Raw genomic sequence first — 15,438 nt, forward strand, 5'->3', positions numbered from 1 at the left:
ACAAAAATTCTTTGATTTTTAAAATAGGAGCAAAAAAATGGAAAAAAAAGAAATAAAACTTGATTGTGAAAAAATAAAAAAAAATTACAACGAAATTTTGGAAGATATAAAAAAATACTCTTCTAATCCAGGAAAAGTGAAACTTTTGTTTGTCAGCAAATACTTTGATGTTTGTCAGCACAAAGAAATTGTCAAAATGGGATACAATTATTTCGGAGAAAATAGAGCGCAACTTTATCGGGATAAATTAAATGAAATTGGTAACAATGGTATCAAATGGGATTTTATTGGAAGATTGCAAAAAAATAAGATAAAGTATATAATTGATAGCGTAAATTTGATACATTCCATAGATTCATATGATTTACTTTTAGAAATCAATAAAAAGGCGACTGAACACGGAAAAATTGTAAATGGACTTCTGCAAATCAATGTTTCAAAAGAAGAGTCAAAAGCAGGAATTTATATCGACGATTTTGAAAAGAATTACAAGAAATATTTTTCACAAGGTAATGTAAAAATAATAGGTTTTATGACGATGGCACCATTTTTGGCGACAGATTGTGAAATTGATAGTTATTTTAAAAAGATGCAAGAATTGAGAGAAAAATTTTCAAAAAAATATGATTATTTGACAGAGCTTTCAATGGGAATGTCAAATGATTATAAAATTGCTCTAAAAAATGGTACAACAATAATCAGAATTGGAAGCAAATTATTTGAATAGGAGGTTAGAATTTTGGGACTAAAACGAAAATTAATGGAATTTTTTGGGGATGACATTGAAGATGACGATGAAGAATTGGAACAATCGGCAGAAGAGAATAAAGAGGTAGAAAATCCAAAAACACAGCAGCAACCAAAGCCAAAACCGATTTTTAAAGAGGATAAACCTAATGAAGAAAAAAAAGGTATAGGTAGTATTTTTGGTGTAGGAAATAAGAAGGAGGAGAGTACAAAGATGGCAGCAGAAATGGCATCAGCTACAAAAGTTAGTTATGTTTCAATAATCAGACCAAAAGTTTTTGAAGATTCAAGACTTATTGCAGATGCGATAAAAGAAAATAAAGTGGTAACATTCAGTTTGGAATTCTTAGAATATGAAGTGGGACAAAGAGTAATAGATTTTGTAAGTGGAGCAGCATATGCTATGAATGCACACTTATCAAAAGTTACAGATAAAGTTTTGACTTCGATTCCAGTTGGAATAGATTATGAAGATATTGATGCTTCACTAGGTGAAGACTCTAAAGATAGCAATTATTTATAGTCATAAATTTCTTTTGATTCGTTTCATAAAAAGAATTATTTCTATTTTGTAATTATTAGAAATAGTTCTTTTTAATTTAAAAAAAATTTTTAAAAAATAGAAAAATTTGTTATAATGTAAAAAGAATATTTGAATATTAAATAAAAAAAATAGGAGATGTAACTATGAAAAGAATAAATAAGAAAAAGATGTTATTTATTGTGGGATTCATGACCATGTCAGCCATTTCTTATGGTAAAGATGTTTTTGCAAATTATGGTATTAGTTTTGGGAAAGTAAACTTATCTAATGTTACAGGTATTGGTCCAGAAGATGCCAAAAGAATTAATGGAGCAACTTATCAGCTCGTTGGAAGCGGAGAGTACAGAATTATGGATGAAGGTGGAAGAAGACTTGTTGTCAATACGGCTAACGGTGTTCTAAATGGTAATTACACTGAATATTATGCAAATGGAAATCAATATACGACAGGAAGGTATACAAATGGAAAAAAAGAAGGAGAGTGGCTAGTTTACTACGAAAATGGAAAATTGTGGAAGAGATACCAATATGCTAACGATGAATTAAACGGAAGATATTATTCATATTATGGAAAAACTGGAAGTCAAGAAACAGTTGGAGAATATCAAAATGGAAAGATGACTGGAACTTGGATGGAATATTATGAAAATGGTTCTAAAAAATCGCAAGGAACTTATGCAGGAGGCTATAAAAACGGATTGTTTACTGAATGGAAAGTAAATGGTACAAAAGTTTCGGAAATTAATTATCAAAATGATCAAGTTAATGGTTTGATGAAGGTTTACTACGAAAATGGAAATTTATTTTACGAAGCAAATTTAAATAATGGAGCTGGAACTCTAAAAGGCTATTATACAAATGGGGCAGTTGGATTTACTGGAAATCTTAATGGAAGAAGAAGAGTTGGAACTTGGACTTACTATGACAAAGCTGGAAATTCGAGAACTGTAAATCATTAAAAATTAAAAAAAGGAAAAAAAATGTCATATTCAGCAAATTTAAAAAGGGAAATACTGGGTTTGGAAAATGAGAAAAATGAAGTGGTTTTTGCAGAACTATTTGGAATACTTGCTTCAAAAAATGCGATTTTGGAAAATGGGCTTTTTTTTAGCACAGAAAATGTTTCATTTGCCAAAAGGGTTTACTCAAATTTGAGAAAAGTTACAAATTTAGATATTCAGTTAAAATATATCATAAGCAAGCGTCAATTGTTCTCGAAAACATATAGGATAATATTGATTCCCACAAAGCAAAATGAAAAAGAGTATAAAAGTTTTTTTGAAAAGCTATTTTCTTGTAAAAATTGTTCAGCAAAAAATGTTGAAGATGAAGAAAAAATTGCAGGAGTGATTCGAGGCGCTTTTCTTAGTTGCGGTTATATAAAAGCTCCTGAAAAATCTTATGCATTGGACTTTTTTTTAGACAGCGAAGATTTTTCAAACTTTTTATTTAATTTATTTAGCGAGATGGGGAAAAAATTTTCAAAAACTGAAAAAAAAGAGAAAAAAATTGTTTATTTGAGAAATTCGGAAGATATCTTGGACATAATTTTTTTGACAGGAGCAGTAAATTCGTTTTTTGCATTTGAAGAAGTTACGATAAATAAAGAGATTCGCAATAAAATTAACAGAAATATGAACTGGGAAATTGCGAATGAAACAAAAAAAATCTCGGCGTCAGAAAAACAAATAAAAATGATAAAATACATTGACGAAAAAATAGGTTTAGCTGAACTCTCAAATGTGTTGCAGGAAACGGCAAAGGCACGGCTGGAAAATGAAGAACTCTCACTTCAGGAACTTGCAGATTTGATGAATATTTCAAAATCTGGAATAAAAAATAGATTTCGAAGAATTGAGACGATGTATAAAGATTTATTAAATTATTAAATTCTTAAAATTGGAGAAAAAATTGGAATTATTATCAATGATATATGGATTTATAGTATTTTTACGAAATAAACTTTTTGATTTAAATATTTTGAAATCTAAAAAAGTTGACGGAGTAAAAGTGATTTGTATCGGAAATATTGTTGCGGGAGGAACGGGGAAAACTCCAGCTGTGCAATATTTTGTGAATGAATATTTAAAAAAAAATATGAAAGTTGGGATTTTGAGCCGAGGTTATAAAGGCAAGAGAAAGACGGATTTGCTTTTGGTACGTGATGAGAAGAAAATTTATTGCACTTCAAAAGAATCTGGAGATGAAGCGTTTTTTCACGCTGAAAATTTTAAAGTTCCAGTAGTTGTGTCAAAAGACAGATACAAAGGTGCAAAATTTTTGAAAGAAAATTGTAGTGTTGAAGTTATTATTATGGACGACGGATTTCAGCACAGAAAACTTTTGAAGGATGAAAATATTGTTTTGATTGATGCGACGAATCCTTTTGGGAATGGGAAGTATTTGCCAAAAGGAAGGCTTCGGGAGTCGATAGATGCGCTAAATCGTGCGGATGAAATAATTATCACTAAGAGTAATTATGTTAAAAAAAATGAAATCTTAAAAATTTTGGAGAAAATAAAAAAATATAGAAAAGAAATTTTTTTTGCTTCCTTTGAAAGTGATTATTTTTACAAATTAAATTTTGAAAATGATGAAAAATTTGGTAAAATAAATAGTGAAAATAATAAAAATTTTGAAAATAAAAAAAATAAAATTTCTAAAAATATTATAAAAAATAAAAATATTTTAATTTTTTCATCTATTGCAAATCCTGCGATTTTTTACAAGACGATAAAAAATTTGGCACCAAAAAATGTGGATGAAATTAAATTTTCAGATCATCATTTGTATAGCTCTGAAGATTTTGCAGAAATTGAGAAGAAGAGTAAAAACTATGATTTTATTGTAACGACGGAAAAAGATGCCGTTAAAATTGATAAAAATATAGAAAATTTGCTTGTTTTAAAAATGAAATTTGATTTGAAAAAAGATTTTTAAAATTATAAAAAATAAAAAAACAATAAATAAAATAGAGAAAAAAATTAGATAAAAAAACAAAAAAATAAAAAAACTAAAAACTAAAAAACTGGAAGGAGAAAGTTTTGGAGATAAAAAGTTTTTCACAATTTATTTTGGAACATAAAAATCGTTTTGAAAAAAGAAAATATTTTATTTTGGACAAAAATTTTAAGATTGTTCGTAAAGAGCCATCTTTTATACTTGAGATGGCTTATATTTATTGTGAAAATGAAAAAAAAGATGAAAAAGTTTTGGAAAATATAAAAAGTGAATTTGAGAACACATTTTTGGAAAAAGAAAAAAATGTAAAAAGACAGTCTAAAATCGAAGCTAAAAAATTGGAAGATAGTTTTATTAGAAGTCTTTTTAACAGGGAGAGCATTCATGCACTAAAACTTGGAAACGAAATGTTTTACAAAAATAAGAAAAAATTTTTTGAAATTTTATATAATTTTTCATTTGTTTCGGCTGATGAAAATAAATTTATAAAAACTTTTTTTGCAGAAAAAATGGTTGAAAAAATTGTTCTTGAAAATGGCGAAAAATATTCAAATATAAGATTTTTTGTGGAAGAGATTTTAAAAAATATTTTAAATTATTTTACAAAGTCGCAATTCTGTTTTTTGGATTTTGAAGATGAAAAAAATATAAAATATTTTTTGGAAAATGAAATTTCTATGCTTTATAAAAAAATTTATGTGGAAAATTTTGACAAAATTATAGAAAAATATGAGATCCGAAATGTGAAAAAAATAAATTTTGAAAAAAATTATAATTTTGAAGAATTATCAGAAAGTAAAAAATATTATATAATTTTATTTAAACATAAAAATAAAAAAATAAAAAAAACAAGTAAAAAAATAGAGAAAGGGAAAAAGATGCTAGAAATGAGATATATCCGTGAAAATTCGGATAAAGTAAAAGAATTTTTAAAAAATAGAAAAAGTGATTTTGATTTAGATGCACTTTTAAAATATGATGAAGTGAGAAGAAATTTATTGCAAGAAGTGGAAATGCTAAAAAAAGAGAGAAACGAATCAAGTTCATTAATTGGAAAATACAAAAAAGAGGGAAAAGATACGGTCGAACTGCTTTCAAGAATGCAGGAAGTGAGCGCAAAAATAAAAGAATTGGACCAAAAATTGGCTGAAAATGATGAAAAACAGCTTTTATTGAATTATACAATTCCAAATAAACTAAGTCCTGATACGCCAATTGGAAACGACGAAGACGACAATGTTGAAATTAGAAAATGGGGAACTCCAAGAGAATTTGATTTTGAAATAAAATCTCACGATGAATTGGGAGTTAATCTTGGAATTTTAGATTTTGAAAGAGGTGCGAAACTTGGTGGTTCAAGATTTACAGTTTATAAAAATGCGGCTGCTAGATTGGAAAGAGCGTTAATTGCTTTTATGATTGATGTTCACACTCAAGAAGAGGATTTTGAAGAAATTTTCACGCCACAGCTTGTAAAAAAAGAAATGATGATTGGAACTGGACAACTTCCTAAATTTGCTGAAGATGCTTATAAAATCGAAGGGGAAGAAATGTATTTAATTCCAACAGCAGAAGTAACGCTTACAAATTTACATAATGGAGAAATTTTAGATGAAGAAGAATTGCCTAAACATTACTGCGGATATACAGCTTGTTTTAGAAAAGAAGCTGGTTCAGGTGGACGTGATTTAAAAGGACTAATTCGTCAACATCAATTTAATAAAGTTGAAATGGTAAAAATTGTAAAACCTGAAACTTCTTATGACGAACTTGAATCAATGGTAAATAGTGCAGAAAAAATCTTGCAGAAATTGAATTTACCATATAGAGTGATTTCACTTTGCAGTGGAGATATAGGATTTAGTGCTGCTAAGACTTATGATTTAGAAGTTTGGGTGCCTAGTCAAAATAAATATAGAGAAATCTCATCTTGCTCAAATACAGAAGATTTCCAAGCAAGAAGAGCTATGATTAAATATCGTGATAAAGAGACGAAAAAAAGTCATTTTGTACATACATTAAATGGTTCAGGACTTGCAGTTGGACGAACATTACTTGCAATTATGGAAAATTATCAGCAAGCTGACGGAAGTATTGTAATCCCTGAAGTTTTAGTACCTTACATGGGTGGAATGACAGTTATTAAGTAAAAAAATATTTCTTTAAGATTGTCATAAAAAAATGATTAAAATTCGTGAATTAAGTTAAAAGGAGGAAAATCATGAAACAAATTATATTCAATATTTTGAAATTTTTGGTTGTTGTGATAATCTTTGGAGGAATAGTAGTTTTTTTAGAATGGTGTGGATATTTGAATCACAATGAAGCACTTGCTCTATTTAAGGGACATAATATTCAGGGGCTTGATATTTCCCATCATCAGGACAAAGTAAATTGGACAAGGGTTGACAAAAAATATAAATTTATCGTATTAAAAGCGACAGAGGGGCAAAATTTTTTGGATTCGGATTTTTCATATAATTGGAATAACGCAAGATTAAATGGATTTACAGTGGGAGCGTATCATTTTTTTACTATGACAAGTGGTGGAGAAGCCCAAGCAGATTTTTATATAAGCAAAGTTCCCTATTCAAACAGGACTTTACCGCCGATTATAGATTTAGAAATCTCCACAAAAAAATATAAAAAGAGTGAAGTTTTGCCAGAATTGAAAAAAATGATACAAAAACTAGAAAATTATTATCAAAAAAAAGTGATTTTTTATGTGAATTACAAGACATATAACAGTTACATAAAAGGAGAATTCTTGCAAAATAAGCTTTGGATAACGGATTACAAGTATTATCCGAGAATAGTGGAAGATGATAGATGGGTAATTTGGCAAATTTCTAAAAAGGGAAGAGTCGAAGGAATACCTGGTTTTACTGACAAAAATGTTTTAAGAAAAGGGATTACGGTGGAGAGATTGATAGAAGACAGTAAATTAAATTAAAAAATAAAAATTATTTTATTTTAATTATTGATTTTTATAAAAAAATTTGGTAACATATAAGTGGAAAATTAATTTATTAATTAAAATATTTAGGAGGCAAAAAAAATGAAATATCATTTTAAAGATTTAGGGTTAGTAAACACTAAAGAAATGTTTGCTAAAGCAAACAAAGAAGGATATGCAGTTCCAGCATTTAACTTCAATAACATGGAACAATTGCAAGGTATTATTGAAGCAGCTGTTGAAACTGGTTCTCCAGTAATTTTACAAGTTTCTACAGGAGCTAGAAAATATATCGGTAAAGAAATGTTACCTTGGATTGCTAAAGCTGCAACAGCTTATGTTAAAGCTGCAGGATCTGACATACCAGTAGCATTACACTTGGATCATGGTCCAAACTTTGAAGAAGCTAAAGACTGTATCGAATATGGATTCTCTTCAGTAATGTATGATGGTTCTCACCACCCATATGATGAAAATGTTGCAGAAGCTAAAAAAGTTGCTGATTTTGCTCACCAACACGATGTAACAGTTGAAGCTGAATTGGGAGTTTTGGCTGGAATTGAAGACGATGTAAAAGCAGCTGAACACATTTATACTCAACCTGAAGAAGTTGAAGATTTCGTATCTAAAACTGGTGTTGATTCATTAGCAATCGCAATTGGAACTTCTCACGGAGCTCACAAATTTAAACCAGGTGAAGATCCTAAATTAAGATTAGACATCTTAGCTGAAATCGAAAAAAGAATCCCTGGATTCCCAATCGTATTACACGGTTCTTCAGCAGTACCTCAACAATTCGTAAAAATGATTAAAGAATATGGTGGAGAATTAGCTGACGCAATTGGTATACCTGATTCTGAATTGAGAAAAGCCGCTAAATCAGCAGTAGCTAAAATTAATGTAGATACTGATGGAAGATTAGCATTTACTGCAGGAGTTAGAGAAGTATTTACTAAAAACCCTAAAGAATTTGACCCAAGAAAATATTTAGGACCAGCTAAAGACTATATCAGAGATTATTACAAAGATAAAATCAAAAATGTATTTGGATCTGATGGAGCTTACAAAGCAGGTTCTGCAAGATAATAATTTTAATTAAAAAAATTAAAAAATTAATTCAAAAAGGAAAAGTTAGTGTAATTTTTATTAATTTACTAACTTTTTCATATAAATTTGCATTGATTCTTTAAAGTGAGATGAAAATTTTTTTTTCATCTTTTTTTTGTAAAATATTTATAATTAATAAATAAAAAGACTGATAAATAAAATAAAAAATAAAATTAATATTAAGTGTAATACTAAAATAATAATAGCAATAATTATAATTTAAGGAGGAAAAATGAAAGTAAAAGGAAACACAAAATATATATTTGTTACAGGTGGTGTTGTTTCTTCGCTTGGGAAAGGAATTGTTGCGTCGTCGCTTGGTAGACTTTTGAAAGAGAGAGGATACAAAGTGACAATTCAAAAATTTGATCCATATTTAAATGTGGACCCAGGGACAATGAGTCCTTATCAGCACGGGGAAGTTTTTGTTACTGAAGATGGTGCGGAAACTGACTTGGATTTGGGACATTATGAGAGATTTATCAATGAAAATCTTACACAGTATAATAATCTTACTTCTGGAAGAGTGATGTCAAGAATTATTGAAAAAGAAAGAAGAGGAGATTTTTTAGGAGGTACGGTTCAAACAGTTCCTCATGTTACCGATGAAATTAAAAGAAATATAAAACTTGCAGGAGAAAAAACTGGTGCAGATTTTGTAATTACTGAGATTGGCGGAACAATTGGAGATATTGAAAGTGATCCGTTTATTGAAGCTATTAGACAGTGGAAAAGAGAAGCTGGAAGAGAAAATATCGCTTATATTCATGTGACTTTGCTACCTTATTTAAAAGCGGCAGGAGAGCTTAAGACAAAGCCTACTCAGCATAGTGTAAAAACATTGCAAGGACTTGGAGTTGCACCTGATGTTATAGTTGTGAGAAGTGAACATCCAGTAGATCAAAATATTAAGAAAAAAATCTCTATTTTTTGTGACATTGATGAAGAAGCCGTGATTGAGTCAGAAGATGCCAAAAGCCTTTATGAAATTCCATTGACAATGGAAAAATTAGGACTTGCTGATGTGATTTGTAAACATTTTAATTTAGAAAATAAGAAACCGTCTTTAGAAGGATGGAGTAAAATGGTAGATAAATTTAAACATCCTAAAAAATCAATAAAAGTTGTGGTTGTCGGAAAATATGTGGAATTAAAAGATGCTTATATAAGTATTCATGAATCAATAGAACACGCTGGATTTAATCTTGATACAAAAGTAGAAATTGACTATTTGAAAGCTGGAGATTTTGATGTAAAATCGCTTTCAAAGTATGCTGGAATCTTGGTTCCTGGAGGATTTGGAGATAGAGGGATTGGTGGAAAAATAGATGCAATTCAATATGCAAGAGAAAATAATATACCGTTTTTAGGAATTTGCCTGGGAATGCAGATGGCTTGTGTAGAATTTGCGAGAAATGTGCTTGGGTATAAAGATGCAACTTCGACAGAATTTGACAAAGACACAAAAACTCCTGTAATTAGCCTTATGGAAGAACAAGAAGGAATTGAGGATATGGGAGGGACTATGAGACTTGGGGCTTATCCATGTGTTTTAAAAAATGACAGTATTGCGGCACAAGTTTATGGGAATACTGAAATCGCTGAAAGACATAGACATAGATATGAGTTTAATAATACTTACAGAGAAGAATTTGAAAAAGCGGGAATGGATATTGTGGGATTATCTCCAAATGGAAAATATGTGGAAGTTGTGGAAATAAAAAATCATCCTTATTTTGTGGCTTGTCAATATCACCCTGAGTTTAAAAGCAGACCAAATAGACCTCATCCACTATTTACTGGCTGGATAAAAGCCGCTATAAAAAAAATCGAAGGAAAGTAGGAAAAAATTATGAATATTCAAAAAATTAGAAAAAATGTAAAAAAATATTTGGACGAAAAAAGATATAATCATGTGGAAAGAGTGGCAAAATGTGCAGTTGAATTATCAAAAATATATGGAACGGATCCATTAAAAGCTGAAACTGCTGGGATTCTTCACGATGTGGCAAAATTTTTTGAAATACCTAGAATGCTTGATTTGGTTCGTGGAAAATATCCTGAGATTGAAAATAAGATTTTTTGGACAAATGCGATTTTACACGGATTTGCAGGAGCTGAGTTTGTCGCAAAAAATTATGATTTATTTGAAGTTGACGACGATGACATTTTTTCTGCGATAAAATATCACACAATTGGCAGCGAAAATATGACAACTTTGCCTAAAATTATTTATTTGGCTGATGCGATTGAAGAAAAAAGAGATTGGGATGGTGTAGAAACTGCAAGAAAATTGGCAAAAGAAGATTTAGATTTGGCAATAAAATTTGAAATTGACAGAAAATTAGAATATTTACTTGAGAGAGATTCGGTTATTCATCCAAATATTATTAAATTTAGAAATTCTATTTTAAAATAAAAACTTTAAGAATTTAAAAAAATTAAAATAAAAGTTATTTAAAAATTTTATATTTTTGAGTAACTTTTTATTTTTATTTATATATAACTTATTATATTTATATATTATTTAACTTAAATTACTTAAATTACTTACTTATATTTACATATAACTTATTTTTTTATGAAAAAATTTGATTTTTTTATAAAGTTGTGATAATCTAAATAAAAAAATAAAAAATTAAAAAGGGAGATGAAAATAGATAGTTATGAGCATAATTTTAACATTGATATTACTTGGAGTTATAGTTTTAATTCATGAATCGGGACATTTTTTTATGGCAAAATTTTTTAAAATGCCTGTTTTTGAATTTGCGATTGGAATGGGACCTAAGATTTTTTCACGGAAAAAGGGAGAGACGGTTTATTCAATTCGTGCTTTGCCGCTTGGAGGATTTGTCAATATTGGCGGAATGCAGCCAGAAGAGTTTGACTTTGAAAATTTTAAAAGAGAAAAAATTGATGAGATTGCCGAAATTTTGAAAGAAGAAGAAGATTTTAAAAATTTAGAAATGGACGACGAAAAATTTGTGGACGAAGTGGAAAAAAGAGTGAATCTTGAAATGAGAGAAGAAGAAAAAAGACAAAATTACATTTCTAAAAATGGATTTTATACAAAATCTCCGTTCGCAAGATTTGCTGTTTTGATTGCTGGAGTTGTAATGAATTTTATTTCGGCAATAATTGCGATTTTTATAATGCTTTCTGTAACTAATATGAAACCTATGGAATTGACAGAACCTGTTGTTGGTGTAGTTAGAAGCGACTCAAAAGTCAATGGGAAGCTGGAGAAAAATGATAAAATTTTGGAAATTAATGGGAAAAAAATCCAAAATTGGAAAGAGATGACTAAAGAAATTTCAAAAATTGGTAAAAATTATAAAGACGAAGATATTTCGCTAAAAATCTTGAGAAATAATAAAGAAATGACTCAAAATGTGAAATTAACTTATTACAGTGAAGCTAAATCAAATTTGCTTGGAATACAAGTTTTGCAAAAAAAATTGACTTTTGGAGAAAAGATAAATTCGACTTTTTATACATTTAAAGATTATTTTAAAATGACACTTGACGGTGTAAAAATGCTCGTCACAGGGAAAGTTGGAATGAATGATATGACAGGACCTGTGGGACTTCCAAAAATTGTTGGAATGGCTTACAGTAACGGTGGTGCTTTGGCTCTGCTCGGTATATTTATTTTGATTTCAATAAATATAGGAATAATGAATTTGCTTCCGATTCCTGCTCTTGACGGAGGAAGAATTTTATTTGTTTTGCCAGAATTTTTCGGAATAAAAATTAATAAAAAAATTGAAGAAAAAATACATATTATCGGAATGATATTTTTGATGGCTATTATGTTAATAATAGTATTTTTTGATATAACAAAGTATTTTTAGAATAAAAAAATATTGACAAAAGGGGGAAAAAATTATATTATATTTATTATATTAAGTGACTTATTAGTCATTTAATATAATAAAAAAATACGATTTTGGGAGAAGAAAAGTTGGCTAGAAGTTGTGAAAAGGAGAAAAAAAGAGAGAGAATTTTAAAAAAATCTTGGGAATTATTTAAAAAAAATGGGTATGAGGAGACAAAAATTGAGAGGATAACAAAGGAAGTGGGAATATCCAAAGGAAGTTTTTATACTTATTTTAAGACAAAAGAAGATGTTTTGTTCTCGATTTTGGAAAAAATAGAAATTGAAATTGAAAATTCTATAAATGATATAGATACTTCTGAAGAACCGTCAAAAGTTTTGTATAATCTATTAGAAAAAAGAGTGGAGCTATTTTTGGGATATGTTCAAAATATGAAATTGGAAAATTTGTATATTATGAAATCAGGTCAAATTGATGAATTTAAAAATAAAATAACTATCTTTTATACGACTTATATTAAAGAAAATATCATAAAAAATTATGGAAATAAAAAAATTTGGAATTTGGAAATTATTTCAAAATATATAAATTCTTCAATTGAAGGTTATTTTTTGGAAGAGATTTTTGAAAATAAAGGGGTAGATAAAGATTTTGAAAATAGAGCCAAAATAGCGATTAAAGAAATTGCAAGGTTCATAGATAGTGCATTAAAATAGACTTACGAGGAGGAAAAATGAAAAAAAATAATTTGAGAATACTAGTATCATTATTATTGTTTATTGCAATTCCAGCTTTTGCTGAAAAAATCTCAATTCAAGATGCGGCTGAGATGGCAATTAAAAATAATAAAGATATTAAAATAGCGATGTTAAAAACCGAACAAAGTAAAATTGATGTGGATAAGGCGTGGTCCAAAAAGTTTTTCACAGTTGGCTACACGGCTGGAGCAAATACATATCTAAATAAAAATTTTTCCAAAACAGGAGAAAAATTTCAGCATTATTTGACATTGTCACAGCCAATTTACACAGGTGGAAAGTTAAAGTTAGGGCATGAAATAAGTAAAGAGAATCTGACATTGTCACAGCTTAATTTGGATAAAGTGAGAAAAGATACAATTCTTGATACAGTTAAGGCATATATTGATGTCTATGATGCTATGAGTACACTTGAAGTTTTGCAGAAATCTAAAGAAACATTGAATCAAAATTTGAAGACACAGCAGGAGCTGTATGATTTGAGAATGACGACAAAACCTGAATTTACAGAAGCCCAGAGAAGTGTGGCTGATATTAATGCACAAATTGTGGAACAGGAAGGAAATATTGAAGTTTCAAAAGAAGCGCTTGGGATTTTGATTGGAGTGAAAGATAGCTCACAAATTGAAATAATTCCTTTTGGAGTCGATGACAACTTCACTTCAACAGTTAAATTGGATGAAGATTTGGCAAAACTTAAAACTGATAATACAGAATATAAAATTGCGATGAAACAAAATGATTTAAGTAGAAAAAATGTGGAAGTGGAAGAAGCTTCTTTTAAGCCGTCTATAAATGGAGTCATTAATTATGGGACATTGCAAGGGCAAGATAGATTTGGAAATATTTTAAAACCGAGAAATTTTTCGACTTCTGCGGGAGTTAATTTTAGCTGGGATATCTTTGACTGGGGACAGAGAAAAAATAATGTGAGATATGCTAAAAAAACTCAGGAAATTTCTTCTGTTCAAATTGATCAGACACTTGACACGGTTACTGCAAATATGAGAAAAACTTATTTTCAGCTAAGATCGCTTGAAAAAAGTATAAAAGCGTTGGAACTTGCGGTACAAAAAGCTGAAGAGTCGTATGAAATGGAAAAAGAAAGATATGCATATAGACTTATCACAATGGAAAATTTATTGCAGTCGGAAACTAGTTTAAGACAGGCTCGTGTAAATTATGCTCAGGCAAAATTAAAATACTATTATTTAGTTTCAAAATATGGAGCGTTTTTGGATTAATAATTTAGATTAGAAAAAATAGGAGGAATATATGAAAATTAATAAAAAAATAGTTGCAGTAGTGGCAATTCTAGCGATGTTTTCAATTTCATGCGGAAAGAAAAAGCCAAAGATGTCTAGCTCTTCAAGACCAGTGAAAGTTCAAATGATAGGTCAAAATGAAATTTCTATAGGATATTCTGCCAGTGGAACGATAAAAGGGATTGAGGAAATACCGTATACAGCGACTTCAAGTGGAGAAGTAGTGGCAATTAATGCACAAAATGGAGATTATGTGAATGCAGGACAAGTGATAGTTTCGATTGAAAATCAGGCGGCTAAATCTGGAGTGAGATCGGCAGCTTCAAATGTTCGAACGGCTGAGTCAAACATAAGTTCGGCAAGAGCGGATATTAGTGCATCAGAAGGAAACATAAGTTCAGCACAGGCCGCTGTCGAAGAAGCAAGAATTAACTTTAGAAAATATCAAATGCTGTATGACAAAAGGCTAATAACGGAAACTGATTATTTACAGGCAAAAACACAGTTAAGTGCGGCACAAGCTAAGCTAGATTCAGCAAGAAGCAGTTATCACACAGCAGTAAATTCACTGTCTGCCAGAAGAAATAGTCTTGATTCAGCACAAGCGGATCTTGATACAGCAAGAGATACAAATAGTAAATCAAGCATAAAAACAAAGGTTTCGGGAGTAATTGCCAATATGAATTTGGAGAGAAGTCAAGAAGTTTCAAATGGACAGCAATTGTTTACTTTAGTTAATGAAAGTGAAATGAAATTGGAAATTGGAGTTTCAGCCGATATTGTTCAGAAAATTCAAATTGGAACACCAGCAACTGTTAGAATTGACGACTTGAAAGGAAAAGAAATCAATGGTGTAGTTTATGAAGTTGCGGCAACAGCTGATTCAGAGAGTAGACAATTTATTGTAAAAATAAAACTTCCAAATGAAAATAGAGAACTAAGAAGTGGAATGTATGCAAAGGCTAATATTTCAACAGGAGCAGAAAATGGTTTAGTAATTCCCAAAAAAGCCATTGTTGTAAGAGGAGTTCAACAAGTTATTTATGTCGTGCGAAATGGAAAAGCGGTGGCAATTCCTATAAATATAACAAATCAAAACGAAACATTTGCGGCAGTGACAGGGCAAGGTTTAGATTCTAGTGACGAATTAATTGTCGATGGACAAAATGTTGTACAAGCAAATGAAAAAGTTAAAATTGTCAGATAGTTATTTTGCACAAATTTAAGGAAAGGAGTACACGATTTTTATCGTGTGAAA

Annotated in this window: 14 protein-coding genes; all 14 read left to right on the forward strand. The window is 29.6% G+C overall.

Annotated elements, in window-relative coordinates; translation table 11 throughout:
* Positions 1-37 precede the first annotated feature (37 nt).
* The 14 genes from BCB68_RS04765 (at position 38) to BCB68_RS04830 (ending at position 15,387) form a co-directional block, all read left to right on the forward strand.
* The gene (locus BCB68_RS04765; RefSeq protein ID WP_237048712.1) at positions 38-727 is read left to right on the forward strand and encodes a YggS family pyridoxal phosphate-dependent enzyme; all 690 of its coding nucleotides are present in this window, start codon (positions 38-40) and stop codon (positions 725-727) included.
* A 12-nt stretch (positions 728-739) separates the two neighbouring features.
* Positions 740-1,270 carry a cell division protein SepF gene (locus BCB68_RS04770; protein ID WP_237048713.1) on the forward strand — a complete coding sequence of 177 codons (531 nt, stop codon included), beginning with the start codon at positions 740-742 and terminating at the stop codon, positions 1,268-1,270.
* 164 nt (positions 1,271-1,434) lie between these two features.
* On the forward strand, positions 1,435-2,250 hold the full coding sequence (locus BCB68_RS04775; RefSeq protein WP_094079741.1) for a toxin-antitoxin system YwqK family antitoxin: 816 nt from the start codon (positions 1,435-1,437) through the stop codon (positions 2,248-2,250).
* A 21-nt stretch (positions 2,251-2,271) separates the two neighbouring features.
* Positions 2,272-3,180 carry a DNA-binding protein WhiA gene (whiA, locus tag BCB68_RS04780; protein ID WP_094079742.1) on the forward strand — a complete coding sequence of 303 codons (909 nt, stop codon included), beginning with the start codon at positions 2,272-2,274 and terminating at the stop codon, positions 3,178-3,180.
* Between the two features lie 22 nt (positions 3,181-3,202).
* Positions 3,203-4,231: a tetraacyldisaccharide 4'-kinase gene (gene lpxK / locus BCB68_RS04785; RefSeq protein WP_094079743.1), complete on the forward strand. Its 1,029-nt coding sequence runs from the start codon at positions 3,203-3,205 to the stop codon at positions 4,229-4,231.
* 899 nt (positions 4,232-5,130) lie between these two features.
* Complete coding sequence (gene serS / locus BCB68_RS04790; protein WP_094080780.1) at positions 5,131-6,402, forward strand: serine--tRNA ligase; 1,272 nt, start codon at positions 5,131-5,133, stop codon at positions 6,400-6,402.
* Positions 6,403-6,473: 71 nt separating this feature from the next.
* Entirely contained in the window at positions 6,474-7,205 is a 732-nt protein-coding gene (locus tag BCB68_RS04795) for a GH25 family lysozyme (RefSeq protein ID WP_237048714.1), read from the forward strand.
* Positions 7,206-7,310: 105 nt separating this feature from the next.
* Positions 7,311-8,294 carry a class II fructose-bisphosphate aldolase gene (locus tag BCB68_RS04800; RefSeq protein WP_094079744.1) on the forward strand — a complete coding sequence of 328 codons (984 nt, stop codon included), beginning with the start codon at positions 7,311-7,313 and terminating at the stop codon, positions 8,292-8,294.
* A gap of 253 nt (positions 8,295-8,547) precedes the next feature.
* Positions 8,548-10,158, forward strand: coding sequence for a CTP synthase (locus BCB68_RS04805; protein WP_094079745.1), 1,611 nt, complete (start codon positions 8,548-8,550; stop codon positions 10,156-10,158).
* Positions 10,159-10,167: 9 nt separating this feature from the next.
* Positions 10,168-10,734, forward strand: a complete 567-nt coding sequence (gene yqeK / locus BCB68_RS04810; RefSeq protein ID WP_094079746.1) for a bis(5'-nucleosyl)-tetraphosphatase (symmetrical) YqeK — start codon at positions 10,168-10,170, stop codon at positions 10,732-10,734.
* Positions 10,735-10,981: 247 nt separating this feature from the next.
* Positions 10,982-12,172 (forward strand): M50 family metallopeptidase, encoded by a 1,191-nt coding sequence (locus tag BCB68_RS04815; RefSeq protein ID WP_094079747.1) that lies wholly within the window; start codon positions 10,982-10,984, stop codon positions 12,170-12,172.
* Between the two features lie 110 nt (positions 12,173-12,282).
* Positions 12,283-12,873, forward strand: coding sequence for a TetR/AcrR family transcriptional regulator (locus tag BCB68_RS04820; RefSeq protein WP_157697348.1), 591 nt, complete (start codon positions 12,283-12,285; stop codon positions 12,871-12,873).
* A 17-nt stretch (positions 12,874-12,890) separates the two neighbouring features.
* Entirely contained in the window at positions 12,891-14,159 is a 1,269-nt protein-coding gene (locus tag BCB68_RS04825; RefSeq protein ID WP_094079749.1) for a TolC family protein, read from the forward strand.
* Between the two features lie 31 nt (positions 14,160-14,190).
* Complete coding sequence (locus BCB68_RS04830; protein WP_094079750.1) at positions 14,191-15,387, forward strand: efflux RND transporter periplasmic adaptor subunit; 1,197 nt, start codon at positions 14,191-14,193, stop codon at positions 15,385-15,387.
* Positions 15,388-15,438 lie beyond the last annotated feature (51 nt).

The sequence above is a fragment of the Leptotrichia sp. oral taxon 498 genome, assembly GCF_002240055.1.
Lineage (GTDB): Bacteria > Fusobacteriota > Fusobacteriia > Fusobacteriales > Leptotrichiaceae > Leptotrichia > Leptotrichia rugosa.

Coding starts and splice junctions, on each gene's coding strand:
- BCB68_RS04765 (WP_237048712.1), top strand. CDS start 38: ATGGAAAAAAAAGAAATAAAACTTGATTGTGAAAAAATAAAAAAAAAT.
- BCB68_RS04775 (WP_094079741.1), top strand. CDS start 1,435: ATGAAAAGAATAAATAAGAAAAAGATGTTATTTATTGTGGGATTCATG.
- whiA (WP_094079742.1), top strand. CDS start 2,272: ATGTCATATTCAGCAAATTTAAAAAGGGAAATACTGGGTTTGGAAAAT.
- serS (WP_094080780.1), top strand. CDS start 5,131: ATGCTAGAAATGAGATATATCCGTGAAAATTCGGATAAAGTAAAAGAA.
- BCB68_RS04795 (WP_237048714.1), top strand. CDS start 6,474: ATGAAACAAATTATATTCAATATTTTGAAATTTTTGGTTGTTGTGATA.
- BCB68_RS04800 (WP_094079744.1), top strand. CDS start 7,311: ATGAAATATCATTTTAAAGATTTAGGGTTAGTAAACACTAAAGAAATG.
- BCB68_RS04805 (WP_094079745.1), top strand. CDS start 8,548: ATGAAAGTAAAAGGAAACACAAAATATATATTTGTTACAGGTGGTGTT.
- yqeK (WP_094079746.1), top strand. CDS start 10,168: ATGAATATTCAAAAAATTAGAAAAAATGTAAAAAAATATTTGGACGAA.
- BCB68_RS04815 (WP_094079747.1), top strand. CDS start 10,982: ATGAGCATAATTTTAACATTGATATTACTTGGAGTTATAGTTTTAATT.
- BCB68_RS04825 (WP_094079749.1), top strand. CDS start 12,891: ATGAAAAAAAATAATTTGAGAATACTAGTATCATTATTATTGTTTATT.
- BCB68_RS04830 (WP_094079750.1), top strand. CDS start 14,191: ATGAAAATTAATAAAAAAATAGTTGCAGTAGTGGCAATTCTAGCGATG.